The 21,892-nt window shown below is 63.9% G+C and carries 24 protein-coding genes; 9 read left to right on the forward strand and 15 right to left on the reverse strand.

Features of this window, described 5'->3' with window-relative positions; genetic code table 11:
- Positions 1 to 5: 5 nt before the first annotated feature.
- The 7 genes from cimA to cysS form a co-directional block, all read right to left on the reverse strand.
- Positions 6 to 1,622, reverse strand: coding sequence for a citramalate synthase (cimA, locus tag CK215_RS05165; protein ID WP_095830311.1), 1,617 nt, complete (start codon positions 1,620 to 1,622; stop codon positions 6 to 8).
- A 64-nt stretch (positions 1,623 to 1,686) separates the two neighbouring features.
- A complete protein-coding gene (pip, locus tag CK215_RS05170; protein ID WP_095830312.1) occupies positions 1,687 to 2,652 on the reverse strand; it encodes a prolyl aminopeptidase in 966 nt (321 codons plus the stop codon).
- Positions 2,649 to 3,125: a GFA family protein gene (locus CK215_RS05175; protein WP_095830583.1), complete on the reverse strand. Its 477-nt coding sequence runs from the start codon at positions 3,123 to 3,125 to the stop codon at positions 2,649 to 2,651. Before CK215_RS05175 ends, pip begins: the two co-directional genes overlap by 4 nt.
- A complete protein-coding gene (locus CK215_RS05180) occupies positions 3,122 to 3,613 on the reverse strand; it encodes a GFA family protein (protein WP_095830313.1) in 492 nt (163 codons plus the stop codon). Before CK215_RS05180 ends, CK215_RS05175 begins: the two co-directional genes overlap by 4 nt.
- 18 nt (positions 3,614 to 3,631) lie before the next feature.
- The gene (locus CK215_RS05185; RefSeq protein WP_095777834.1) at positions 3,632 to 4,018 is read right to left on the reverse strand and encodes a VOC family protein; all 387 of its coding nucleotides are present in this window, start codon (positions 4,016 to 4,018) and stop codon (positions 3,632 to 3,634) included.
- Positions 4,015 to 4,419, reverse strand: coding sequence for a DUF559 domain-containing protein (locus tag CK215_RS05190; RefSeq protein WP_095830314.1), 405 nt, complete (start codon positions 4,417 to 4,419; stop codon positions 4,015 to 4,017). Before CK215_RS05190 ends, CK215_RS05185 begins: the two co-directional genes overlap by 4 nt.
- A 208-nt stretch (positions 4,420 to 4,627) precedes the next feature.
- Complete coding sequence (cysS, locus tag CK215_RS05200) at positions 4,628 to 6,079, reverse strand: cysteine--tRNA ligase (protein WP_095830316.1); 1,452 nt, start codon at positions 6,077 to 6,079, stop codon at positions 4,628 to 4,630.
- Positions 6,080 to 6,467: 388 nt separating this feature from the next.
- Here cysS and CK215_RS05205 point away from each other — a divergent pair, with 388 nt between their 5' ends.
- Positions 6,468 to 6,623 (forward strand): hypothetical protein, encoded by a 156-nt coding sequence (locus CK215_RS05205; RefSeq protein ID WP_082953737.1) that lies wholly within the window; start codon positions 6,468 to 6,470, stop codon positions 6,621 to 6,623.
- A 100-nt stretch (positions 6,624 to 6,723) separates the two neighbouring features.
- Here CK215_RS05205 and CK215_RS05210 read toward each other — a convergent pair whose 3' ends face one another.
- Positions 6,724 to 7,485, reverse strand: a complete 762-nt coding sequence (locus CK215_RS05210; RefSeq protein ID WP_095830317.1) for an SOS response-associated peptidase — start codon at positions 7,483 to 7,485, stop codon at positions 6,724 to 6,726.
- Between the two features lie 113 nt (positions 7,486 to 7,598).
- On the opposite strand from CK215_RS05210, the gene CK215_RS05215 reads away from it, so the two are divergent.
- The 4 genes from CK215_RS05215 (at position 7,599) to CK215_RS05230 (ending at position 10,016) form a co-directional block, all read left to right on the forward strand.
- A complete protein-coding gene (locus tag CK215_RS05215) occupies positions 7,599 to 8,027 on the forward strand; it encodes an NUDIX hydrolase (protein ID WP_095830318.1) in 429 nt (142 codons plus the stop codon).
- Between the two features lie 69 nt (positions 8,028 to 8,096).
- Entirely contained in the window at positions 8,097 to 8,474 is a 378-nt protein-coding gene (locus CK215_RS05220; protein WP_066998125.1) for a TIGR02301 family protein, read from the forward strand.
- A gap of 337 nt (positions 8,475 to 8,811) precedes the next feature.
- Positions 8,812 to 9,069 (forward strand): hypothetical protein, encoded by a 258-nt coding sequence (locus CK215_RS05225; RefSeq protein ID WP_066997401.1) that lies wholly within the window; start codon positions 8,812 to 8,814, stop codon positions 9,067 to 9,069.
- A 152-nt stretch (positions 9,070 to 9,221) separates the two neighbouring features.
- Entirely contained in the window at positions 9,222 to 10,016 is a 795-nt protein-coding gene (locus tag CK215_RS05230) for a hypothetical protein (protein WP_066997404.1), read from the forward strand.
- A gap of 179 nt (positions 10,017 to 10,195) precedes the next feature.
- On the opposite strand, the gene CK215_RS05235 is transcribed toward CK215_RS05230, so the two are convergent.
- Entirely contained in the window at positions 10,196 to 11,527 is a 1,332-nt protein-coding gene (locus CK215_RS05235; RefSeq protein ID WP_095830319.1) for a dihydroorotase, read from the reverse strand.
- 85 nt (positions 11,528 to 11,612) lie between these two features.
- Between CK215_RS05235 and CK215_RS05240 the strand changes: the two genes are divergently transcribed.
- The 3 genes from CK215_RS05240 to CK215_RS05250 all read left to right on the forward strand — a co-directional run bounded on the left by CK215_RS05240 (position 11,613) and on the right by CK215_RS05250 (position 15,321).
- Positions 11,613 to 12,476: a folate-binding protein YgfZ gene (locus CK215_RS05240; RefSeq protein ID WP_095830320.1), complete on the forward strand. Its 864-nt coding sequence runs from the start codon at positions 11,613 to 11,615 to the stop codon at positions 12,474 to 12,476.
- Positions 12,476 to 13,114 (forward strand): HD family hydrolase, encoded by a 639-nt coding sequence (locus CK215_RS05245; RefSeq protein WP_095830321.1) that lies wholly within the window; start codon positions 12,476 to 12,478, stop codon positions 13,112 to 13,114. The genes CK215_RS05240 and CK215_RS05245 overlap by 1 nt, the downstream gene beginning before the upstream one ends.
- A gap of 65 nt (positions 13,115 to 13,179) precedes the next feature.
- Entirely contained in the window at positions 13,180 to 15,321 is a 2,142-nt protein-coding gene (locus CK215_RS05250) for an EAL domain-containing protein (protein ID WP_095830322.1), read from the forward strand.
- Between the two features lie 13 nt (positions 15,322 to 15,334).
- Here the strand turns inward: CK215_RS05250 and CK215_RS05255 are convergent, their stop codons facing one another.
- Positions 15,335 to 16,225 (reverse strand): fatty acid desaturase family protein, encoded by an 891-nt coding sequence (locus CK215_RS05255; protein ID WP_095830584.1) that lies wholly within the window; start codon positions 16,223 to 16,225, stop codon positions 15,335 to 15,337.
- A gap of 107 nt (positions 16,226 to 16,332) precedes the next feature.
- Here CK215_RS05255 and CK215_RS05260 point away from each other — a divergent pair, with 107 nt between their 5' ends.
- A complete protein-coding gene (locus tag CK215_RS05260; protein ID WP_095830323.1) occupies positions 16,333 to 17,247 on the forward strand; it encodes a LysR substrate-binding domain-containing protein in 915 nt (304 codons plus the stop codon).
- A 3-nt stretch (positions 17,248 to 17,250) separates the two neighbouring features.
- Here the strand turns inward: CK215_RS05260 and CK215_RS05265 are convergent, their stop codons facing one another.
- The 5 genes from CK215_RS05265 to CK215_RS05285 all read right to left on the reverse strand — a co-directional run bounded on the left by CK215_RS05265 (position 17,251) and on the right by CK215_RS05285 (position 21,679).
- Positions 17,251 to 17,523 carry a DUF3303 family protein gene (locus CK215_RS05265; RefSeq protein WP_095830324.1) on the reverse strand — a complete coding sequence of 91 codons (273 nt, stop codon included), beginning with the start codon at positions 17,521 to 17,523 and terminating at the stop codon, positions 17,251 to 17,253.
- Between the two features lie 73 nt (positions 17,524 to 17,596).
- Positions 17,597 to 19,060, reverse strand: coding sequence for a RimK family protein (locus CK215_RS05270; protein ID WP_066997426.1), 1,464 nt, complete (start codon positions 19,058 to 19,060; stop codon positions 17,597 to 17,599).
- A gap of 4 nt (positions 19,061 to 19,064) precedes the next feature.
- Positions 19,065 to 20,162, reverse strand: coding sequence for a GNAT family N-acetyltransferase/peptidase C39 family protein (locus CK215_RS05275; RefSeq protein ID WP_066997429.1), 1,098 nt, complete (start codon positions 20,160 to 20,162; stop codon positions 19,065 to 19,067).
- Between the two features lie 207 nt (positions 20,163 to 20,369).
- Positions 20,370 to 21,164, reverse strand: coding sequence for an anti-sigma factor (locus CK215_RS05280; protein WP_095830325.1), 795 nt, complete (start codon positions 21,162 to 21,164; stop codon positions 20,370 to 20,372).
- Positions 21,161 to 21,679, reverse strand: a complete 519-nt coding sequence (locus CK215_RS05285) for an RNA polymerase sigma factor (protein WP_066998131.1) — start codon at positions 21,677 to 21,679, stop codon at positions 21,161 to 21,163. The genes CK215_RS05280 and CK215_RS05285 overlap by 4 nt, the downstream gene beginning before the upstream one ends.
- Positions 21,680 to 21,892: the final 213 nt, after the last annotated feature.

Raw genomic sequence — 21,892 nt, forward strand, 5'->3', positions numbered from 1 at the left:
TCAACCTACTCCGCCGCGACTAAGCCAGCCATATCACGGTTCTTCATCAGCTTGTAGATGATTGAATCCATCAGCGCCTGGAAGGAGGCGTCGATGATGTTTTCCGAGACGCCGACAGTCCACCAGCGGGCGCCGGTGGAATCGTGCGATTCGATCAGCACCCGGGTGATGGCTTCGGTCCCGCCGTTGAGGATGCGCACCTTGAAGTCGGCGAGCTCGAGGTCGACGATCTCGTTCTGATACTTGCCGAGATCCTTGCGCAGCGCGATGTCGAGCGCGTTGACCGGGCCGTGGCCTTCGGCCACCGACATCTTCTCCTCGCCGTCGACCATCACCTTCACGATCGCCTCGGACACGGTCTTCAGGTTGCCGTTGGCATCGAAGCGGCGCTCGACCATGCAGCGGAACGAGGTGACGTTGAAGAACTCCGGCAGGCCGTGCAGCATCTTGCGGGCCAAAAGCTCGAAGGAGGCGTCGGCGCCCTCATAGGCGTAGCCTTCGGCCTCGCGCTCCTTCACGACGGCGATGAGCGCGTCGAGCCGGCTGTCGTCCTTCGGCACGTCGATGCCGCGCCGCTTCAATTCGGCGAGAAAATTGGCCTTGCCGCCCTGGTCGGAGACCATGACGCGGCGGCGGTTGCCCACCGCTTCCGGCGGCACATGCTCGTAAGTCGCCGGCTCTTTGGCCAGCGCCGAGGCATGGATGCCGGCCTTGGTGGCGAAGGCGGATGAGCCGACATAGGGCGCCTGAGCTTCCGGCGCGCGGTTGAGCAATTCGTCGAAAGCGCGGGAGAGCCGCGAAATGCCGGTCAGTGCTTCGGCCGAAATGCCTGTCTCGAAGCGGTCGGCGAAGGCCGGCTTGAGCGCGAGCGTCGGGATGATTGTGACCAGATTGGCGTTGCCGCAGCGCTCGCCGATGCCGTTCAGCGTGCCCTGGATCTGGCGCACACCGGCCTCGACGGCGGCAAGGGAATTCGCCACCGCCTGGCCGGTGTCGTCATGGGCATGAATGCCGAGATGGTCGCCAGGGATGCCGCTCGCGATCACCTTCTCGACGATGGCCCGCACTTCCGAAGGCTGCGTGCCGCCATTGGTGTCGCATAGCACCACCCAGCGCGCCCCGGCATCATAGGCGGTCTTGGCGCAGGCCAGCGCGTAAGCCGGATTGGCCTTGAAGCCGTCGAAGAAATGCTCGCAGTCGACCATCGCCTCCTTGCCGACGGCGACCGCCGCCTGGACCGAGACTTTTATCGACTCAAGGTTCTCCTCGTTGGTGCAGCCGAGCGCCACGCGCACGTGATAGTCCCAGCTCTTGGCGACGAAGCAGATCGCGTCCGACTTCGATTGCACCAGCGCCGCCAGCCCCGGATCGTTGGAGGCCGAAACCCCTGCCCGCTTGGTCATGCCGAAGGCGACGAATTTCGCGCTTTGCGTGCGCTTCTGATGGAAGAAGGCGGTGTCGGTCGGGTTGGCACCGGGATAGCCGCCCTCGACATAGTCGATGCCGAATTCGTCGAGCAGCTTGGCGATCGCGATCTTGTCCTCGACGGAAAAGTCGATGCCCGGCGTCTGCTGGCCGTCGCGCAGCGTGGTGTCGAAGAGGTAGAGGCGTTGCTTCGTCATGGCTGTAGCTCGAAAAGTCGAGATCCTTCGCGCCGGGGGCGCCGTAGAGCACAAACCTGCATGGTTATTTGCCTGCGTATTTGTCCGTCGCCCGGATCAGCCGATCCAGAATCCCCGGCTCCGAATACGAGTGGCCGGCGCCTTCGATGAGGTGGAAATCCGCCTTCGGCCAGGCCTTGTGCAGGGCCCAGGCATAGCGCGCCGGGCACGGCATGTCGTAGCGGCCGTGGACGATGGTGCCTGGGATATCCTTCAGCTTCCAGGCGTCGCGCAGCAGCTGTCCTTCTTCCAGCCAGCCGGCATGGACGAAATAGTGGTTCTCGATGCGGGCGAAGGCGATGGCATAGTCGTCTTGGCCGAAAGGCGTGCTGGTTTCCGGCTCCGGCAAAAGCGTGATCGTCTCGCCTTCCCACAGACTCCAGGCAAGCGCCGCCTCGACCTTCGCCTTGCGGTCGCTGCCGACCAGCCGCTTGCGGTAGGCGGCCATCATGTCGCCGCGCTCGGCCTCGGGGATCGGCGCCAAAAAACGTTCCCACTTGTCGGGAAACATCTCGGAGACGCCGAACTGATAGTACCATTCGAGCTCGGCGCGGGTCAGCGTATAGATGCCGCGCACGACGAGCTCGCTGACGCGCTCGGGATGCGTTTCGGCATAGGCGAGCGCCAGCGTCGAGCCCCACGAGCCGCCGAACACCAGCCATTTGTCGAAGCCCGCCATCTCGCGCAGGCGTTCGATGTCGGCGACGAGATGCCAGGTGGTGTTGGCTTCCAGCGAGGCGTTGGGCGTCGACTTGCCGCAGCCGCGCTGGTCGAACAGGATGACGTCGTAGAGTTTCGGGTCGAACAGCCGCCGGTGTTTCGGCGAGATCGTGCCTCCAGGGCCGCCATGCAGGAACACGGCTGGCTTGGCGCCTTCGGTGCCGCAGCGCTCCCAATAGATGGTGTGGCCATCACCGACATCGAGCATGCCTGTTTCGAACGGCTCGATCTCGGGATAGAGCGTGCGCAAGGAACTGCTGTGGATCGTCATAGTTTCAGTCCCTGCTGCGGCCAGTTGGCCGTCTCGTCATCGGGATGCTGGAAGGAGATGATCTGCTCCTGCCGTCGATAGTAGTCGGGGTCGTCGTGGACCGGCGCCTCGAAGATCTTCTCCACCCAGGGCAGCCGCACCGCGTAGTTGACCTGGATCTGCGGCGCCAGGTCCGAACGCTCGTCGAACGCACCGATGGCGATCTCCAGCCCACCCGGCTGGCGGTAGGTGAGCGGCGTGCCGCAGCGGCGGCAGAAGCCGCGATCGATGTTGACCGAGGACTGGAAATAGCTCGGCTCCTCATGGGTCCATTCGACGCCATCCTTCGGCACCGTCACCAGGGCGCCAAAGAAATTGCCGAACTGTTTCTGGCACATGCGGCAATGGCAGATGGACGGGCGCCCGAGCTTGCCGTGGACGCGGAAGCGCACGGCGCCGCACTGGCAGCCGCCGGTTCGAATTTCATCGGTCATGGTTTTTCCTCCGGCGGCCATTGGTCCGTGTCGTGATCGGGATGTTGATAGGAGACGAGCTCGACGAGATAAGGCGCCGACGAAACATCGCCCATCGTCTCCTCGGACGGCAGTCTCGAAACGCCGTCGACATAGGGCAGCTTCGCTTCGACGCCCCACTGGATGGTTGGCGCGATGCCGGCCGGGTCGTCGAAGGCGGCGATCGCCAGCGCCACGCCGTCCGGCGCCTCGAAGGTCAGCGGCGTGCCGCATTCGGCGCAGAAGCCGCGCCATGCCGCGTTGGACGAGCGGAAGCGCTTCGGCCCGCCGCGCGTCCAGTCGAGCCTGGCGCCGCGCACCGAGACCAGCGGCAGATAGAAATTGCCGCTCGCCTTCTGGCACATGCGGCAATGGCAGACCGAGGCATCGCCCAGCGCACCCTCGACGCGGAAACGTACGGCGCCGCACTGGCACCCGCCCGTATAGACCGGCCGGTTATCAAGGCTCATCGATCCCTCCCATCGAGCTCACTCCGGATCATGGCAGACCGCCTCGACATTGTTGCCGTCGGGATCGAAGACGAAGGCGCCGTAATAATTGGGGTGGTAATGCGGACGCAGCCCCGGCCCGCCATTGTCCTTGCCGCCGGCCGCAAGGGCCGCGGCATGGAAGGCGTCGACCTCGGCGCGGCTGCGCGCGGTGAAGGCGACATGCTGATGGTCCTTCGGCTTCTCCTTGCCCGCGCTCAGCCAGAACACCGGCCGGTCGCGGCCATAGCCGCCGACCTTGGCGCCGCCGGTATATTCCTCCGGCACCATGTAGAGCAGCGAAGCGCCAAGCGGCGCCATCGCCTGGTCGTAGAACGCCTTGGACTTTTCGAAATCGGAAACGCTGATGCCGAGATGATCGATCATGGAACGAGCTCCTGCGTTGCGGTCTCCGGCACTTCGGCGCCGGCCAGGCCGGCCGCAATAACGATGTGCTGGCAGACATTGTCGATATCGCGGATCACGTCGTCGTTCCAGAAGCGCAGCATGGTCCAGCCTAGGCCTTCGAGCTTGGTGGCCCTCGCAGCATCGGATGCAGAAGCGTCGGCACGAGCGTGCTGAGACCCGTCAATCTCAACGATCAGTTTTTTGGTCGGACAAGCAAAGTCGACGATGTAGCCCGCAATTGGCATCTGTCGTCGAAAGGAAAGGCCCATAAGCCTGTGCGCTCTAACTTCATTCCAGAGCTTCAATTCGGCATCGGTCATTTGCGTGCGCATCTTGCGCGCGTTGCCGCGATTGACGGAGGGCACTGGATAATGCGTCATCGCGAGGCACCCCCCTCTGCCCTGCCGGGCATCTCCCCCTCAAGGGGGGAGATTGGCGGTTTCACCGACGGCGCCCAATCTTCAACGTCGGAGTTTAGCGAAAGCCGGGGTGACGTCCGATCTCCCCCCGTGAGGGGGAGATGTCCGGCAGGACAGAGGGGGGCGCCTGGCGCCAGCCTCTCCATTCCCGTCAAGTAAACAGCCACCCTCACCGCTTGATCTCCCAGGTCGTCACCCGCTGGCCGGTGACTGGATCCTTGCCGTCCTTGAGCTGAACGCCTTGCGCCAGAAGCTCGTCGCGGATGCGGTCGGCCTCAGCCCAATTCTTCTCGGCGATGAACTTCAGGCGCCTGGCGATCGCCGCAGCGATCGCTTCCTCATCTACCTTCGCCGCGCCGACATCGAAACCCAGAAAGGCAAGCGCCGCTTTCAGCGAAGCCGCGGCGGCGTTCTCGCCGGCGCCAGTGAACTCCACCGCTTCGCCGGCAAGCTGCGTCAATCGCTGAAAGGCAGCGTAGGTGGCGAGGTCGTCGGACAGCGCCTCCAGCACGTCTGCCGGCAGGTCCCCCGCCGCCGCGGGCGCTAGATCGGCCGCACGCTTCCATTTGCGCAGCGTGTTTTCCGCCTCTTCCAACTTGCGCACGGAAAAGTCGATCGGCTCGCGGTAATGCGTCATCAGCATCGCCAGCCGCAGCACCTCGCCCGGCCATTTCCTGCCGCCGAAAGTCTCGGTCTCCAAGAGCTCATGGATCGAATAGAAATTGCCGAGGCTCTTCGACATTTTCTGGCCCTCGACCTGAAGGAAGCCGTTGTGCATCCAGACATTGGCCATGACCTTGGTGCCGTGGGCGCAGCGCGACTGGGCGATCTCGTTCTCGTGATGCGGGAAGATCAGGTCGAGACCGCCGCCATGGATGTCGAAGATCTCGCCGAGATAGGCGGCCGACATGGCCGAGCATTCGATGTGCCAGCCCGGACGGCCCCTGCCCCACGGGCTTTCCCAGCCGGGCTCTTCCGGCGTCGAGAGTTTCCATAAAACGAAATCGCCGGGGTTCTTCTTGTGGGCGTCGACCGCGATGCGGGCGCCGGCCTGCTGCTCGTCGAGATTGCGCTTCGAAAGCTCGCCATAATCGGGCATCGAGGCGGTGTCGAAGAGCACCTCGCCGCCGGCGACATAGGCGTGGCCGCGCTCGATCAGCTGCGCGATCAGCGACAGCATGTCGGCCTTGCCGTCGGCGCGGGGCGCGACGAACTCGGTCGCCCGCGGCTCGTAGGTCGGCTCCAGGCAGCCGAGTGCCGCGACATCCTTGTGGTACTGGTCGGCGGTCTTTTCGGTGACGCGCCGGATCGCGTCGTTCAGCGAAAGCTTCCCGGCTTCGATCTCGGTGCCGAAATCGCGCAGGGCGCGCGCATTTATCTTGTCGTCGACATCCGTGATGTTGCGCACATACGTGACGTGCTTTTCGCCATAGAGTTGGCGCAGCAAACGGTACAGCACGTCGAAGACGATCGCCGGCCGCGCGTTGCCGATATGGGCAAAGTCGTAGACGGTCGGGCCGCAAACATACATGCGCACGTTTTGCGGATCGATCGGAACGAAACGCTCCTTCGCCCGCGTCAGCGTGTTGTAAAGGCTGAGGCCCTTCGATGCGTCAGACATTCGTGCTCTTCCGATCCCTTATGTTGGACGGAGCCTCCCCGCGCGCGGGCGCAAATCGGGCTCCAGCCTGCTGGCCGGGGCGTTTGTCCAATCTAGGGGAAGATAAGGCGAAAACGTCCGGACCAGCGCGAGGCTAGCCAATAATGCAAATGCCACAAATGGCGAAAGACGTTTTCATGCCCGGCTTTATCGCGTCCGCAGGTGTTGCCGTCAAGTCGCTCAACTCGGGAAAGCTGTCGTTCCATCACAGGTAAAAACGGGCCGAAACATTTTATTAAGCATCTCGGCACAGTGATGAAACATTATCGGACTAGACCGCCAAACGTCACGATTTGGTCCGAATCGACCACCAAACCCAGACACGAAAACGTTACCAGGGAAGAGAACAATGCCTCGAAGTAAGCAAGAACAAAGCCGACCGGCGCAACAGCCGCTCGCCAGCCACTACCGCGCGATCGGCCCTGCGGCCATCGTCGCAGCCCTTCTTCACACCGCGAAGAAGAAGAAGCCGGCGCAGAAGATCATCTCGCCGCGCGCCGCCTGAAACGGCAGGACCGGCGCAGTCTCCGAAGATCGGAGTGCCGGCAATGAGGGCGACGCCAATGCTCGTCCTGGAGATGGAAGGCCTCCGCTAGCAGCCTTCGCTAAAACAGGGTCATCTGGTTTTCGCCCGCGCCGGGTTTCTGGCGCCTAACCCTGTCGGGGTGAGGCCCGACCATGCCCCTCTCCTGAATCTCCGGCCCGGTGTTGGCGACCTTGTTGACGAGGTCGGAAACCGGAATCGCCTCGAAGAAATCGGGCTCGGCGGGCTTGAGGAGGTCGAGCACGTCGCGCGGCTCCTGCGTGCGGCAATCCAACCAGCGGGCGAAATCGCGTTCGTCGATCACCACCGGCACGCGGTCGTGGATATGGGCGGTGCCGGCGTTGGCCCGCGTGGTGAGGATCGCGCCGGTGTCCATCTCGGAACCGCCCGGCTCGGCATAAGTCTCGATCAGACCGGCGAAGGCGATCACCCCGCCCCGCCGCGGCCGGATCCAGTAGGGCTGGCCCTTGGCGCTACCCGACTGCTGCCATTCATAAAAGCCGGAGGCCGGCACAAGGGCCCGGCGATGGCGCATGGCGGTCTTGAACGAGGCCTTCTGCAGCACGCCTTCCGAGCGCGCGTTGAAGAGCAGCGGAAATTCCTTCGTATCCTCGACCCAAGTCGGGATCAGGCCCCAGCGCACCAGCATCGCCTGGCGGTCTGGCAGGTTGGAGCCTGGCGCTCTTGGCGGACCGGCGAACGCCATCAGCACCGGCTGCGTCGGAGCGATATTGTAGCGGGCCGGAAACGCCTCCAGCTCCGCCAGGCCAAGAATGGCGGCGGTCTGGTCCGGCGAGGCGGTCAGGGCAAAGCGTCCGCACATGGATTGGCTCTTCGGTCGGGATCGCCATGAAAGTGGCGATGGAACCGCCGCGCCGCAACCGCTAAAGCTGTCCGGTCCACAACCAAGCCGGCAGCCGGCGCGATTCGCAACGCATGAACAAGGTTCGCAAGATTATCCCGGCAGTCTCCGTCGCCGTCGTGCGCGGCAAGACGGTGCTGCTTGTCAAGCGGGCGCGGCCGCCTTCGCAAGGGCTCTACGCGTATCCCGGCGGCAAGGTCGAGCGGGGCGAGACGCTGGCGCAAGCCGCGGCGCGCGAACTCAAGGAGGAAACCGGGCTCGAGGCGACGGATTACCGCCCGCTGCGCGACATCCATATCGACGGCCGCGCTGAGCACCACGCGGTCGACTATCTGCTGACGGTGTTCGGCGCGGCCTATGTCGGCGGCGAGCCGGCAGCGAGCGATGACGCCGAGACGGCGGCGTTCTACACGCTGGCGGAAATGGCGGCGATGCCGCTGGCGGGCGATGTGTTTGAAGTTGCCGAGGAGTTGCTTGGCCCTGTGCAAGCCGCCGAGCGGTGACCCCAGAATGGCCTTGCAGGCGACAAAATGTTTCGCCACAAAGCCTTGCTCTTCCATCGCAAGGCCCTGATGACCCGCGCCTCCCCCTTTCTCGCCGCAAGCCTCGCCATCAGCATGGCCGTCACGGTGCAGCCGGCATCGCCGGCCGAGGCGCCGTTCGAGCCCGGGCTAATGCGGCTTGCCGAGGTGCTGGGTTCGCTGCATTTCCTGCGCAACCTCTGCGGCGAGAAAGGCGACCAGTGGCGGCTGGAGATGGAAAAGCTGCTTGAGTCGGAAAATCCCGATCCCAACCGGCGCGCCCGCTTCATCGCCTCCTTCAATCGCGGCTACCGCTCCTTCAGCGGCACCTACACGCAGTGCACGCCTTCGGCCACCGAGGCCATTGCCCGCTACATGAAGGAAGGCGAGACGCTGTCGCGCGATATCGCTTCCCGTTACGGGAATTGAGGACCGGCATCGATCGCGACTATCCACCGACAAATCGCTCCAATGTGGCCGGCCTTATTGTATCAGGCTGCGCCTTGGTGCAATCATCTGTTGCGCTTGTGCAACAATGTTAATGAAACGTTAGTGGACAAATGCGGAATTAACTCAAACTGAAGGTTTTAATGCCGCAAGTTGGTCTAATCGGCTAAGCTCGGTCGGAATTGATCGCAGCCTTGCTCGATATGTAGATTGCGACTGCAGAAATGTCGTATTTACAAGCACTTGTACGAGCAGCGCATGAACTGGCAAGTCAAGCCCGGTGCCTTGCCGGACCGAGCTTGAAAAGGTGGACATCGCAATGGAACATGGCGTCAGCGACATCGACGCGTTGGTCAGGGAAGAAAAGCGCCTGACCGCCGTGGAGAGCCACAGTGAAGCCTGGGCGGAAGGATTGTCGGCCGGCATCGAGCCCGAAATCATCGCCGAGGCTGCGCTGGAAACCGCCTTCGGCGAGATGCTGCGCGCCAATGGTGAGACCTCAGCGCTGGCCCTGCTCGACCGCATGCGCGAAAAGGTGATCTCCGGCGCCTTCGAGCCGGAACGGCTCAGGCACTAGCCCGCCCGCTTTGGCTGCTTTTGACGGCGACGCGCCGTTTGGGCATCATACCCGCCGCCTAGCCATTAGTCTTTTTCGCAATTCCGGACGGAAACCATTGCACAGTTTCCTGGAATTGCCCTAGCGAGCCCGGAACCATGGAGAGGCAAGGGGTGAGATTTTCGTTGGCAGGCAGGCCGCGCGGGCTGGCTCTTAGCATCTGGATCACTGCTTCCTGCGCCGGACCATTGGCAATCTGCCTCGCCAGCACGCCTTGCTATGCGCTAAGCGAGATCCAGCGCGAGGATTTGCCTTCGCCGGTCACTCCGCCCACCAGTGACGAAACGACCGCTCCGGGGACCACCGTGCCAATGCCGGCCGCGCCCGGCACCAAACCCTCCGACAACAGCCAGCCGGCCGACGAGACGGACAAGAGCGCGCCGGAAGCGCCAACCGGCAGCGGCGGCATCACCAGCCCGCGCTCCGACCCGGATTCGCCGCCGCCGCCCGTCGTCTACGACCTCGACAAGCTTCCCGAGCCGGTCAAACGCATGCACGGCCTGATCATCGAGGCCTGCAAGAGCGGCGACATCGAGAAACTTCGGCCGCTGATCGGCTCGGGCGAATCCATGACGCAGCTTTCGCTCGGCGACATCGAGGGCGACCCGGTCGCTTTCCTCAAGGGACTCTCCGGCGACGGCGACGGCCAGGAGATTCTCGCCATTTTGGAAGAGGTGCTCAGCGCCGGCTATGTCCATGTCGACACCGGCACCCCGCAGGAGCTCTATGTCTGGCCGTATTTCTTCGCGCTGCCGCTCGACAAGCTGGATCCCAGGCAGCGCGTCGAGCTGTTCAAGCTCGTCACCGCAAGCGACTATGACGACATGAAGCAGTTCGGCGCCTATATCTTCTACCGCGTCGGCATCACGCCCGCCGGCCAGTGGCTGTTCTTCGTCGCCGGGGATTGAGCCAGAAGCTCATCCCTTGCCAATTTTGGTCTGCGGCCATATGCGGTTTGCCTCCTCTCGCAGAGCCGGAATCGCATCGGCTCCCACCGTCGGCATTTCGAGAAGAAAATCGACGAGGGCAAGTTCCCGCAGCTGCAGGCACTGTTAATGCAGGGCGCGCTTAAGAAATCCAACGTGGCCTAAGCCGCCAGCGCCTCGGAAAACTCCACCGCCCTGCCCTGGCCGGGCGTGACGATCTCGCCGTCCCACATTACCCGGTTGCCGCGCACGATGGTGCCGACCGGACAGCCGGTGACCTCTTTGCCGTCATAGGGCGTCCAGCCCGCCTTGGAGCCAGCCTGCGCGTTGGTGATGGTCTCGCGGCGCTTCAGGTCTACGACGGTGAAATCGGCGTCGTAGCCGGCGGCGATGCGGCCCTTTCTCGCCATGCCGAAGATGCGCTGCGGACCGTGACTGGAGAGATCGACGAAACGCCGCAAAGTGAGCCGGCCGGCGTTGACATGGTCGAGCATGATCGGCACCAGCGTCTGCACGCCCGTCATGCCCGAAGGCGAGGCAGGATAAGGCTTGGCCTTCTCGGCCAGCGTGTGCGGCGCGTGGTCGGACCCCAGCACATCGACGATCCCTTGCTCGATGCCGTGCCAGACGCCGTCGCGGTGGCGCGCCGCGCGCACGGGCGGGTTCATCTGGATCAGCGTGCCGAGCCGCGCATAATCGTCAGCCGAGAGCGTCAGGTGATGCGGCGTCGCCTCGCATGTAGCGACGTCCTTATGCTGCTCGAGGAAAACGATCTCCTCGGCCGTCGAGATGTGCAGCACATGGATGCGCGCGCGCGTCTGTCTCGCGATGCGCACCAGGCGTTCGGTGCAGCGAAGCGCCGCGATCTCGTCGCGCCAGACAGGATGCGACGAGGGATCGCCCTCGACGCGCAGACCGAGCCGCTCGCGCAGACGGAACTCGTCCTCGGAGTGGAAAGCGGCGCGGCGGCCGGTGTTGCGCAGGATGGAGGCGACGCCTTCGTCGTCCTCGACCAGCAGGTCGCCGGTGGACGAGCCCATGAAGACTTTTATGCCGGCAGCTCCTGGCAGCCGCTCGAGCTCGCCGACATCGCCGGCATTGTCGCGCGTGCCGCCAACCCAGAAAGCGAAGTCGCAATGCATGCGGCCGGTGGCGCGCCGCACCTTGTCGGCAAGGGCCGCCTCGCTGGTGGTCAGCGGATTGGTGTTGGGCATCTCGAAGACCGCGGTGACGCCGCCCAGAACCGCGGCGCGAGACCCGGTTTCCAGATCTTCCTTGTGCTCCAGTCCCGGCTCGCGAAAATGCACCTGGCTGTCGACGACGCCGGGCAGGATGTGCAGGCCCGTGCAATCGATCGTCTCGCCGGCCGACGCTTGGCCGAGATCGCCTATCGCGGCAATACGCCCGGCCTTCACGCCGACATCGCGCCGGCCTTCACCGTCATGGTTGACTACCGTGCCGCCTGTCAGGATGAGGTCGAAGGTGGTTGCCATGGACTGGTCCAATCTCTTGCGGGGGGAGTGTGGCCGGCTTACGTAATGACCATCATTTTTGCAAGATCAGGCCGACTTCACGCCCATGCCCTTTGCCCTGCTGAAAGACCGCGCGCTCATTTCCGTGTCAGGCCCGGATGCCGAACATTTTTTGCAAAACATCCTCACCACCGATCTCGATGCGCTCGGCACCGGCGAGGCAAAGCCTGGCGCGCTGCTTTCGCCGCAAGGCAAGATCCTGTTCGATTTTCTCATCTCTCGCGTCGGCGAGAACGGCTTCCGGCTGGAATGCCGGACCGACATAGCCGATGACTTCGTGCGCCGGCTGATGCTTTACCGGCTGAGGGCAAAGGCCGAGATTGCCAAGCAGGATCAGGCGCTTGTCACGGTTGCATGGGGCGATGATTCAACCGCCTCACTTGCCGACTCAACTTCGCTCGCCGACATCCGCTTCCGCGAGGTGGAGGTCAGGCGCACCTATGACCGCGCAACACAGGACGACGGTGATGCCGGCGCATGGCAGGCCCTGCGTATCGCCAACGGCATCGCCGAAAGCGGCAGCGACTACCAGCTCGGTGACGCTTTCCCACATGACGTTCTGCTCGACCAGTCCGGCGGCGTCGGCTTCAAGAAAGGCTGCTATGTCGGCCAGGAAGTCGTCTCGCGCATGCAGCATCGCGGCACCGCGCGACGCCGCGTGCTGATCGCCACAGCCGGGGGTTCCCTGCCTGCGCCCGGTACCGAGCTCACCGTCGCCGGCCGGCCGGTCGGCACGCTGGGTTCGGCAAGCGGCGGACGCGGCCTCGCCATCGCCCGCATCGACCGCGTCAAGGCAGCGCTCGATGCCTGCGACCCGATCATGGCCGGCGATGTCCCGGTGACGCTCGCCATCCCGGGCTGGGCGAAATTTTCCTTCCCGCAAGACACCGTCAGCGCGGAGGAGGCCTGATGGCGGCCGACAGGGCGGGAGCGCCGCCGCGCGCCTGGCAGCGCATGCTGTCCGGCCGGCGGCTCGACCTGCTCGACCCCTCGCCGCTCGACATCGAGATCGCCGACATCGCGCATGGCCTCGCCCGCGTCGCCCGCTGGAACGGCCAGACCAGCGGCGAGCACGCCTTTTCGGTGGCTCAGCATTCGCTGCTGGTCGAGGCACTCTATGGTGAGCTGGTGCCGGCCGCCTCCGCCGAGGCGCGGCTCGCGGCGCTGCTGCACGACGCGCCCGAATATGTCATCGGCGACATGATCTCCCCCTTCAAATCGGTGATGGGCGGCTCCTACAAGGACTGCGAGCTCAGGCTGCAGCGCGCCATCCATCAACGTTTCTCGCTGCCGGCCGAGCTCGGTTCCACCTTGCGCAAGGACATCAAGCGCGCCGACCAGATCGCCGCCTATTACGAAGCGACGCTGCTTGCCGGCTTCTCGACCGCGGAGGCGACGGAGTATTTCGGCCGGCCGCGCAGCTTTTCCGCCGACCATTTCGACTTCACTCCACACTCGGTGACCTGGGCGCAGGCGGCATTTCTGAAACGATTCGCGGCGCTGGAAGCTAAACGCCAGCCTTTTCTTGCTGCCAATTCCGTCAAATAAAAGAACGCTAAATTAACCGGCGGCCACGACAGTAAACTGTTCAGTCACCGTCGGCAGGCGCGCTCATGCCCGTTGCTCATGTCAAGGCTGGTTCGGCCGCAGTCAGGCGGAAGGCAACCGGTATTGGCCCGGTTCGACGAATAGCGGAGGAGCTTCGCGCACAAAACGAACGCTTTTCGGCCGCCGTCGAGAACATGTCGCATGGCCTGTGCATGTTCGACGCCGACGAGCGCATGATCATCTGCAACCGAAACTACATCGACCTCTTCCGCCTCGACGCCAAAGTCACGAAGCCCGGCATTCGCTTCTTCGACATCTTGCAGCACAGCGTCGAAATCGGCATCGCCTCGCAAACCGCCGAGCAGCTCTACGCCGTCCGCAAACCCTATATCGACGGCGCTAGGCCCTCGACTTATGAGGAGACGCTGGCGGACGGGCGCATCATCGTCATCTCGCATCGGCCGCTGGCCTCCGGCGGCTGGGTGTCGATCTACGAGGACGTGACCGTGCAGCGGCGCGCCGAAGAGGAACTGAAGGAGCAGCATCGCCGCTTCGACGCCGCTTTGGCCAACATGTCGCAAGGCCTGCTGATGTATGACGCCGACGGCAAGATGATCGTGCGCAATCAGCGCTTTCTCGACCTCTACAAAGTCGCCGCGACAGATTTCCCTTTTGGAACGACACACCGCGACGCGCTCAAACGACTGCTGGAACTCGGCATCTACACCAAGATCGACGTCGACAGCGAAGTCACCAGGACCGAAGCCTGCCTGCGAGCAGGGAAAATGCAGTCGGCTTACCGCTATCTTGCCGACGGCAGGACTTTTCTGGTGGTTCGGCAGCCGATGAGCGGCGGCGGCTGGGTCGTGACCTTCGACGATGTTACCGAGCGTCGCCGCGCCGAAGAGCGCATGACGCATCTTGCGCATCACGACACGCTGACCAACCTGCCCAACCGCTCGATGTTCCGCGAGCGCCTGGACCAGGCATTGAGCGAGGCCAAGGCCGCGCCGGTGGCGATCTTCTCGCTCGACCTCGACCGCTTCAAGGCCGTCAACGATACGTTCGGGCATCCGGCCGGCGACTGGCTGCTGAAAAGGGTGGCCGAGCGCCTGCAGCGCTGCCTGCGCAGCGACAAGGACGTGGTGGCGCGTTTCGGCGGCGACGAATTCGCCATCATTCAATCCAATATCAGAAACGCGGTCGACGCCGAAAAGCTGGCCAAGCGCATTATCGAGGTGATCGGCAAGCCTTATCGCGACAAGGGCCGCGAAATGCATGTCGGGGTGAGCCTCGGCATCGCGCTTTATCCCAGCGACGGGCAGGATGCGGATACGCTGCTCACCAATGCCGACATGGCGCTCTACCGGGGCAAGAGCGAGGGGCGCAACATCTACCGTTTCTTCGAGCCGGGCATGGATGCCATGGTGCGGGAGCGCCTGGCGCTCGAGGCCGACCTCGAAGCTGCACTTCCGAGACGCGAGTTCGAACTGGATTTCCAGCCGATTCTCGACATCGCCTCCGGCGAGATCGTCGGCGCCGAAGCGCTGATGCGCTGGCGCTCGCCGTCGCGCGGGCTGGTGCCGCCGCAAGACTTCATCGCCGCGGCCGAAGAAACCGGGCTGATCGTGCAACTCGGCGACTGGGCGCTGCGCAAGGCCTGCGGCGTGGCGGCGGGCTGGCCGCAGGACGTGCGCATGGCGGTCAACGTCTCGGCGGCCCAGATCAAGAGCGGCGGCTTCGCCCGCAGCGTGATTGCGGCACTCGCCTTTTCCGGCCTGCCAGCAAGCCGGCTGGAACTCGAAATCACCGAAACGGTGATGATGGACGAGAGCGACAGCGTGCTGAGGACGCTCGGCCAATTGCGCGGGCTTGGCGTGCGCATCGCGCTCGACGATTTCGGCACCGGCTATTCTTCGCTCGGTTATCTGCGGCGCTTCCCGGTCGACAAGATCAAGATCGATCGCTCCTTCATCCACGATCTCGACAAGCGCGACACGGCGGCGATCGTGCGCACGGTCATCGGGCTCGGTGCCGAGCTCGGCATCACCGTCACCGCGGAAGGCGTCGAGGCCGAAGCGCAGCTCGACATGCTGCGCAAGGCCGGCTGCGGCGAGGCGCAAGGTTTTCTGATCGGCGCGCCGGCCAGGGCCTCGGAGATGAGCCGCCTGCTGCGCTCGCAGGAAAAGCTTCGCCGATCCGGTTGATGCCGGGCACCGGTCAGCGCAGCGTCTCGAAGTATTTCTCGTGGAAGCTCACATAGCCGGGTTCTACCACTTTGAGATGCGGCGCGATCAGCCGATGAAAAGCCGGCAATTGATGGAACGGCACACCCGGATAGGCGTGGTGCTCGGCATGGTAGGGCATGTTCCAGGCGAGCTTGCGCACGAACCAGTTGGTCAGCGTCGTCCTGGTGTTTTCCAGCATATTGGCGACGAAGGGGCAGCGGCCATGCTCGGCCAGCAGATAAAGCCTGAGAAAGGGCTGCCCGAGCAGCGCCGGTACGAGCCAGACGTAGAGGATCACGGTCGCCTCGAGCCAGATCGCAAGCGTCAGCACGACGAGGTAGAAGGCGATCATCGCCCGCGCTTCGGCCTGGACTTTCGGCAAGCCTTTCGGGGGCACATAGCTGTCCCGGCAGCGGCCGCTGGCATTTCTGTAGAGCGTCTTGAAATGACCCCACCACACCGGCAGGCCAGACACATGGACGATGTACTGTCGCAAGGTCTCGGGCTTCGGGAAAGCCAGCTCCGGATCGTTCTGCGGGTCCTGAGTGAAGCGATGATGGGCGAAATGGAAATAGCGGAACCAGTCGGCGGGCAGCGCGATCGCCAGGCTGCAGAGCCGCGCGACGGCATCGTTCAGCCACTGCGTCTCGAAGGCCGTCCTGTGCACGGTCTCATGCAGCAGCGTGAACAGGAACACGATCAGGATGCCCTGCGGCAGCATCAGAACCGGCCAGTATGGCACCTTGGCCGCGATCAGCGCGCCGAGAGCGACGATGGCGCCGAGATGAACGGCGAATTGGATGATGCCCGGCAGATCGGACTTGCCGGTCAGCCGGCTGCGCTCCTCATTGGTCAGCGAGGCGATGACGTCGCGGTGGTCGATGGTGTGGTCGATGGCGCTCATGAGGCTACCGTACTGCAGAAAGAAAGCTTTCGAAAAACGAGGAATTCTGCAAGATAGATAAGCTCAGCTTATCTTTTCGGGTCGCCATGGTCGCACTTCCCTCCCTGCGCGGACTTCAAGCCTTCGAGGCGGCGGCGCGCAGCGGCAGCTTTGCCGCAGCGGCGGAAGAGCTGTCGATTTCGGCGGCGGCGGTCAGCCAGCTCATCCGCACCGTGGAAGAACAGATGGGCCGCAGGTTGTTCCACCGCGTCAACCGGCGCGTCGTGCTCACCGAAGCCGGCGTCGAGATGTTGCCGAGGCTTACCATGGCCTTCCAGGAAATCGGCAGCGTCGCGCGGGATGTAGGCGGCGATGCGTTCCGGCCGAGGCTCGTCATCTCGGTGCCGCCTTCGATGGCGATGGGCTGGCTTTCCGAACGCCTCGCCGGCTTTGTCGCCAGCCACGGCGCCGCGGATATTTCGCTGAGAGGCGAGGACGACCCTGTGCCGTTCGACCATGAGATGGTCGACATCCGGCTTTCCTACGGCCCGCACTATCGCGAGCACCCGACCGAGGAGATCGCCCGGGATGCGGTCTATCCCGTCTGCGCGCCCAGCCTTGCCGGTGCAGTCAAGCCGGAAACTCTCGCCGGCCTGCCGTTGATCCACACCGACTGGGGCCCGACCGGTGCCGCCTTTCCGTCCTGGCGCAACTGGTTCGGGACCGCAGGCATCGAGCCCGGTCGGGCCGTCAAACTCGGCCTCTCCGCCAACTCGTCGCGGACGGCACTCGACCTCGCCATTTCAGGACTGGGCGTCGCGCTGGCGCAAGGCATCTATTGCGCCCGGGCGCTCGAAAATGGCAGGCTGGTGCGGCCCGTGGCCCGATCCCTGGAGCTGCGCCAGCCCTATTGCCTGACGATCCCCGAACGCAGCGCAAGGCGCGACGTCGTGGCGGCGTTCCGCGAGTGGCTGATCGAGGAATGCGTGCGCGCGGTCAGGTCGCCGGCGCTCGGTGCCTAGCAGTCAGAGATGCCCGGCCAGGGCCGCGACCATGTCCTTGCTGGTGGCTACCGGAACGATCTCGAACTCCACCAGATCGGCCCATTCGATGACCCAACGCTGCAGCAGCGTGACGTCATCGGCTTCGACCTGCAGGAAGCAGCGGCTCATGTCGCCTGCGATCCAGCTATGGTGAACGACAAGCGCGTCCGGTTTCAGCCGGCCCCGATCGCGGAAACGCCGGTAGATTTCCTTGCGGTCGCAGCCGCGAAAATCCTCGATCACCAAAAACAGCATCTTGCCCCCATTCAGTTGATTGTCTTAGCCGTATTCAGCGACGCCAGCCGATCCCGTCCGGATGCAAAATGCTTTAGCGACCAGTGCGCTCCAGCCGCTCCAGGAACCATTGCGTAAGCCGCACCCAGAGCTCGTCCTTCTCGCCGGAATCCTCCCAGCCATGGTCGAGATTGGGGTTATCGTTGACCTCGATGACGAAGACGCCGTCCTTGGTTTCCTTGAGGTCGACGCCGTAGAGCCCGTCGCCGATGCAGCGCGCCGCCTTGACCGCCGTCTCGACCACGTGCGGCGGCGTCTGCTTCAGCGTGAAGGTCTTGATGCCGCCCTGATCGGGCTTGCCGTTGGCCTTGTGGTTGACGATCTGCCAGTGTTTTTTGGCCATCAGGTAATGCACGGCAAACAGCGGTTGGCCGCCGAGCACGCCGACGCGCCAATCATATTCCGTGGGGATGAATTTCTGCGCGATGAGGAGGTCGGAATCCTCCAGCCACTCGGTCGCCAGCTTTGTCAGATCGGCAAGGTTCTCGCATTTCTTGACCCCGCGCGAGAAGGATGAGTCCGGGATTTTCAGCACCAGCGGAAAGCCCAGCGTCTGGGCGGCGAGCTCCAGATCGGAGGTGCCGGCAATCATCACCGTCGGCGGCACCGGCACCTTGTTGTAGGTCATCAGCTCGTTGAGATAGACCTTGTTGGTGCAGCGGATCATGGACAGCGGGTCGTCGATCACCGGCATGCCCTCCTGCTGGGCGCGGCGCGCGAAGCGGTAGGTGTGGTTGGAGATGGATGTCGTCTCGCGGATGAACAGCGCGTCGTAATTGGCGAGCTTGGCCAAATCCTTCCTGGTGATCGGCTCGACCTCGACGCCCATCTTCTCGGCGATCCTCGCCCAGTAGCGCAGCGACGAAATCTCCGAAGGCGGCAATTCCTCATGCGGATCGACGAGCGTCGCGAACGTGTAGCGCGCCGGCGTGCGCCCCTTGGTGTCGCGCCACTCGCGGTTGGTGTAGGTCTCCAGGCACTGCAGGAAGACTCCTTCTTGCTCCTCGCTCATGCGCGCGAGCGGCAGGAAGCCGATCTTGCGGATCGAAGCCCATTCGGCGCTGTCCTTGATGTGGACCTCGAGCGCCGGCGCGCGAAACCAGTCGAACAAGAGCTTGGTGAACCGGTCCCAAACTTTCGAGGGCCCGATGCCGAAAAAGACGGCGACCTTCGTCGGAAAGGTTCCGTCGAGATCCTTGCGGCATTTATTGAGCGCGAGCTCGAGTTCCGGCAACGCATGCTCATAGAGCTTGCGCTCCGACAGATCGATCATGGTCTCGACGGTCGGGATCACTTTGTGGCCGCGCGATCCGGCGAGCAGCGAGGCATAATAGCCGCGGCTCTGATAGCCGTAGTTGTTCGACAGGTTGATCACCTTAGGGCGCTGGCCGCGAAACAGCGCCGGATGCGCGAGATAGTCGCGGTTGGTGATGATCTTGTGCGGCGTCGCCACCTGATCGAGATCGTTCTGCCTGCCTGTTAGGATGACCCAGGTCATTGTGTCAGCGTTTTCCCAGGTTGATGGCGGCGCGCAACCCGTCGCGGCCGAACTGAGCCATGTTCATGAAGATGCCATAGGGCACGGGAATGTTGGCGGCGTCGAGGATGGTTTCCTGCCTTTCGTCTTCGACCCAAGGATCGTGGATGAGGATATGGTCGCCGTCGTCGCCGATGGCCAGCACCCAATGCGGCACCTTCTTGCCGAACATCAGGAAGCCGCTGATCAGCACCAGCACCAGCTTGCCCTCGGCAAGGGCGGCGCGGATGTCGTCGATGCCGAAAGGACGGTAATTCACCGGGATGCCGTAAAGTTCCGCGCGCCGGCGGAAGTCGACCTGGGCGAGCTCCATCACCCGGCGCTTGTCCTCGCTGCGCACCGACTGCAGGAACAGCGCGCCGTGAAAGGATACGAAGATCTCGGCGGCAAGCCCGCTTTCATAGCCGGCCACGGCCAGGCCGAAAGGCTCGCAGCCGCCCGGCCCCGACATCATGAATACCGTGGTCGCCTCGCGCCACAGGCGTATTTCCATGATCGGATCGGGCACGAAGCCGGAATCGAAGTTGGCCATCGCCATCATCAGGCAGCACGGACCGCAGGTGAACTCGCAGGTCTGCTGGTAAAACGGCACCCCGGTGCTGGTCGGGACATCGCCGCGCAGCGTCTTTTCGTAACGCAGCGCGGTGGCGCCGTCCTCGTAATAGTCGGGCTCGCGGCCGATCTTTCGGTAGCCTGCCTGCTCGTAGATGCCGATGGCGCGCTGATTGTCCTCGCGAACCTCGAGCCGCAGCATCATGCGATCGTGTTCATAAGCCGCCTCTTCGGCCGCGGCCAGCAATTGGCGGCCGATGCCGAGATTGGCGAAGAAGGGACCGACGGCGATGGAATAGAGCCGGGCCACACCGCTGCCCTTGCGAAACAAGACCACCGCGTAGCCGGCGACATGGCCGTCATTCTCGGCCACCAGCATCTCGGCGGTCTCACGCTCGATCAGTTGGCGAAAGGAGCGGCGCGACAGGCGATCGCTTGAGAAGACAGCCTTCTCGATGGCGGCGAGATCATCGACGTCCGACGCGCGGGCCTTGCGGATCTCGGCAGGCATGCGGGGTTTGGGAGAACCTCGATTGGATTAAAGGAAACGGCCCCGGTCAAAAGCAGCACCCCGGCCGAAGCGCCGGTCTTCATCAAGCGCTATCGCTCCTTGATTAGGGCCGAATTGTGACAGGTTCCGCGGCGGCAGAAAAGCACCACGGCTTTGAACTGAACCACTAATTCGAAACAGCGTAGGCCGTTGAAAACAGCCGCCTCCTCAGCTCGAAATACCGGCCAGAAGCTGGCCATAGGCGCTCTTGGCGACCTCCGACAGACGCTCCGGCGGCAATGTGCCGACGACGGCGCAGCCATAGCCCTTGTCCAGCCAATACACCGCTTCCGGACCGTCAGCCTCGGCCGTATAGGTTCCCTTGGTGGTCTGCGATGATTCGGCGGTGACGAAGAGCGAGATGCGCTCGCCCTTGGCGTCCTCGTAAAGCAACATCGCGGCCTTGCCACGCTCGCCCGCCGGCAACAGCCGGCCGCCGACGAGTGCGAAGCCCTCGGCCGCGAGATCGGGCGCCACCAGCTTCAGCCCTACCCGGTTGGACAGCCAGGTCTGCAGATGGTCCTTGTCGCTTGCCGGCACCTCGACCGCGTGACGCTTCTCGGCGGCGTAGATGAGATGGGCGGAAATCGCCTGCTCCGCGAGTTGGTCGTCGCTCTCACCGCTGCGGCCAATGCCGTCGATGCCGGCGAGATAGCCACCGAACCCGCCGACCATCAGCACGGCTGCCGCCGCCGCCGAAAGCCACCAGCGCGAGCGCCAGGCAGGCGTCCGCGCCGGCGCTTCGCCAAGCACGGCGTGCCGTAGCCGTGCCGGCACCGGTTCGTCCATCACGCCGGCCAGGGCGGCGCGGAGCGTCGCACCGTCGGCTATGTAACGGGCACTCTTCGCCTTCATTTCGGGATTGGCTTCGAGCCAGGCGTCATAGGCCATGCGCTCCTCGCCCGGCAGTTCGCCATCGAGGGCCATGTGGATATCGCGTTCGGTGAAATCGCGCCGGGTCATCGCTCGACGATCCTTATCGAGCGGCGGCGCGAGGAGTCGTCCAGCAGGCCGCGCAGTTCCTCGCGGCCGCGCGCGATGCGCGACATCAGCGTGCCGGCCGGAACGCCCAGGATGTTGGCGGCCTCGGCATAGGAAAAGCCTTCGATAGCGACCATGACCAGTGCCGCGCGACGATCGGGGCCGATCGCCTGCAGGGCATCCATGATCTCGCGCGAGGCTATGCTTTCGACCTGATCGGCGGGCGCGGCCTGGGCTTCGCCGGCTTCCAGAGGCAACATTGCCGCCTCGCCTCGCCGGTTAACCTTGCGCATCTGGTCGATGAACAGATGATGCATGATCGTAAACAGCCACCTCCTGGGGCTTTCTCCAGTTTGCCAGTTGTCGAGCCGCACAAGCGCCCGCTCGAGGCAGTCCTGGACGAGATCGTCGGCGGAATCGCGGTCGCGCAGCAACGAGCGCGCGTAGCGGCGCAGACGCGGTATCTCGCTCAGGATCGCTGCCTTCTTGTCGTCCATGACCGCTTGTTTCGTGGTCGTCTTCCATTCGATTGAACGCGCCTTCCCGGCGCGGCGCAAGCAGCCAGCACGAAGCGGACCACCCGCTCCGGTACCCAAGCACCTGAATAACGCCGGCGGATGCCGGTTTATTCCCGGCTCGAGCGGAAGCGGAACCAAGGTTGAATACCGGTTCTGGCCATCGTATATTCGTCATTGAATATCTTGGATATT

Source organism: Mesorhizobium sp. WSM3864 (genome assembly GCF_002294955.1).
Classification (GTDB): Bacteria; Pseudomonadota; Alphaproteobacteria; order Rhizobiales; family Rhizobiaceae; genus Mesorhizobium.

Excerpts from the sequence above, each read along its gene's own strand:
- cimA (WP_095830311.1), bottom strand. The coding sequence starts at position 1,622 with ATGACGAAGCAACGCCTCTACCTCTTCGACACCACGCTGCGCGACGGC.
- pip (WP_095830312.1), bottom strand. The coding sequence starts at position 2,652 with ATGACGATCCACAGCAGTTCCTTGCGCACGCTCTATCCCGAGATCGAG.
- CK215_RS05175 (WP_095830583.1), bottom strand. The coding sequence starts at position 3,125 with ATGACCGATGAAATTCGAACCGGCGGCTGCCAGTGCGGCGCCGTGCGC.
- CK215_RS05180 (WP_095830313.1), bottom strand. The coding sequence starts at position 3,613 with ATGAGCCTTGATAACCGGCCGGTCTATACGGGCGGGTGCCAGTGCGGC.
- CK215_RS05185 (WP_095777834.1), bottom strand. The coding sequence starts at position 4,018 with ATGATCGATCATCTCGGCATCAGCGTTTCCGATTTCGAAAAGTCCAAG.
- CK215_RS05190 (WP_095830314.1), bottom strand. The coding sequence starts at position 4,419 with ATGACGCATTATCCAGTGCCCTCCGTCAATCGCGGCAACGCGCGCAAG.
- cysS (WP_095830316.1), bottom strand. The coding sequence starts at position 6,079 with ATGTCTGACGCATCGAAGGGCCTCAGCCTTTACAACACGCTGACGCGG.
- CK215_RS05205 (WP_082953737.1), top strand. The coding sequence starts at position 6,468 with ATGCCTCGAAGTAAGCAAGAACAAAGCCGACCGGCGCAACAGCCGCTC.
- CK215_RS05210 (WP_095830317.1), bottom strand. The coding sequence starts at position 7,485 with ATGTGCGGACGCTTTGCCCTGACCGCCTCGCCGGACCAGACCGCCGCC.
- CK215_RS05215 (WP_095830318.1), top strand. The coding sequence starts at position 7,599 with ATGAACAAGGTTCGCAAGATTATCCCGGCAGTCTCCGTCGCCGTCGTG.
- CK215_RS05220 (WP_066998125.1), top strand. The coding sequence starts at position 8,097 with ATGACCCGCGCCTCCCCCTTTCTCGCCGCAAGCCTCGCCATCAGCATG.
- CK215_RS05225 (WP_066997401.1), top strand. The coding sequence starts at position 8,812 with ATGGAACATGGCGTCAGCGACATCGACGCGTTGGTCAGGGAAGAAAAG.
- CK215_RS05235 (WP_095830319.1), bottom strand. The coding sequence starts at position 11,527 with ATGGCAACCACCTTCGACCTCATCCTGACAGGCGGCACGGTAGTCAAC.
- CK215_RS05240 (WP_095830320.1), top strand. The coding sequence starts at position 11,613 with ATGCCCTTTGCCCTGCTGAAAGACCGCGCGCTCATTTCCGTGTCAGGC.
- CK215_RS05245 (WP_095830321.1), top strand. The coding sequence starts at position 12,476 with ATGGCGGCCGACAGGGCGGGAGCGCCGCCGCGCGCCTGGCAGCGCATG.
- CK215_RS05250 (WP_095830322.1), top strand. The coding sequence starts at position 13,180 with ATGCCCGTTGCTCATGTCAAGGCTGGTTCGGCCGCAGTCAGGCGGAAG.
- CK215_RS05260 (WP_095830323.1), top strand. The coding sequence starts at position 16,333 with ATGGTCGCACTTCCCTCCCTGCGCGGACTTCAAGCCTTCGAGGCGGCG.
- CK215_RS05265 (WP_095830324.1), bottom strand. The coding sequence starts at position 17,523 with ATGCTGTTTTTGGTGATCGAGGATTTTCGCGGCTGCGACCGCAAGGAA.
- CK215_RS05270 (WP_066997426.1), bottom strand. The coding sequence starts at position 19,060 with ATGACCTGGGTCATCCTAACAGGCAGGCAGAACGATCTCGATCAGGTG.
- CK215_RS05275 (WP_066997429.1), bottom strand. The coding sequence starts at position 20,162 with ATGCCTGCCGAGATCCGCAAGGCCCGCGCGTCGGACGTCGATGATCTC.
- CK215_RS05280 (WP_095830325.1), bottom strand. The coding sequence starts at position 21,164 with ATGACCCGGCGCGATTTCACCGAACGCGATATCCACATGGCCCTCGAT.
- CK215_RS05285 (WP_066998131.1), bottom strand. The coding sequence starts at position 21,679 with ATGGACGACAAGAAGGCAGCGATCCTGAGCGAGATACCGCGTCTGCGC.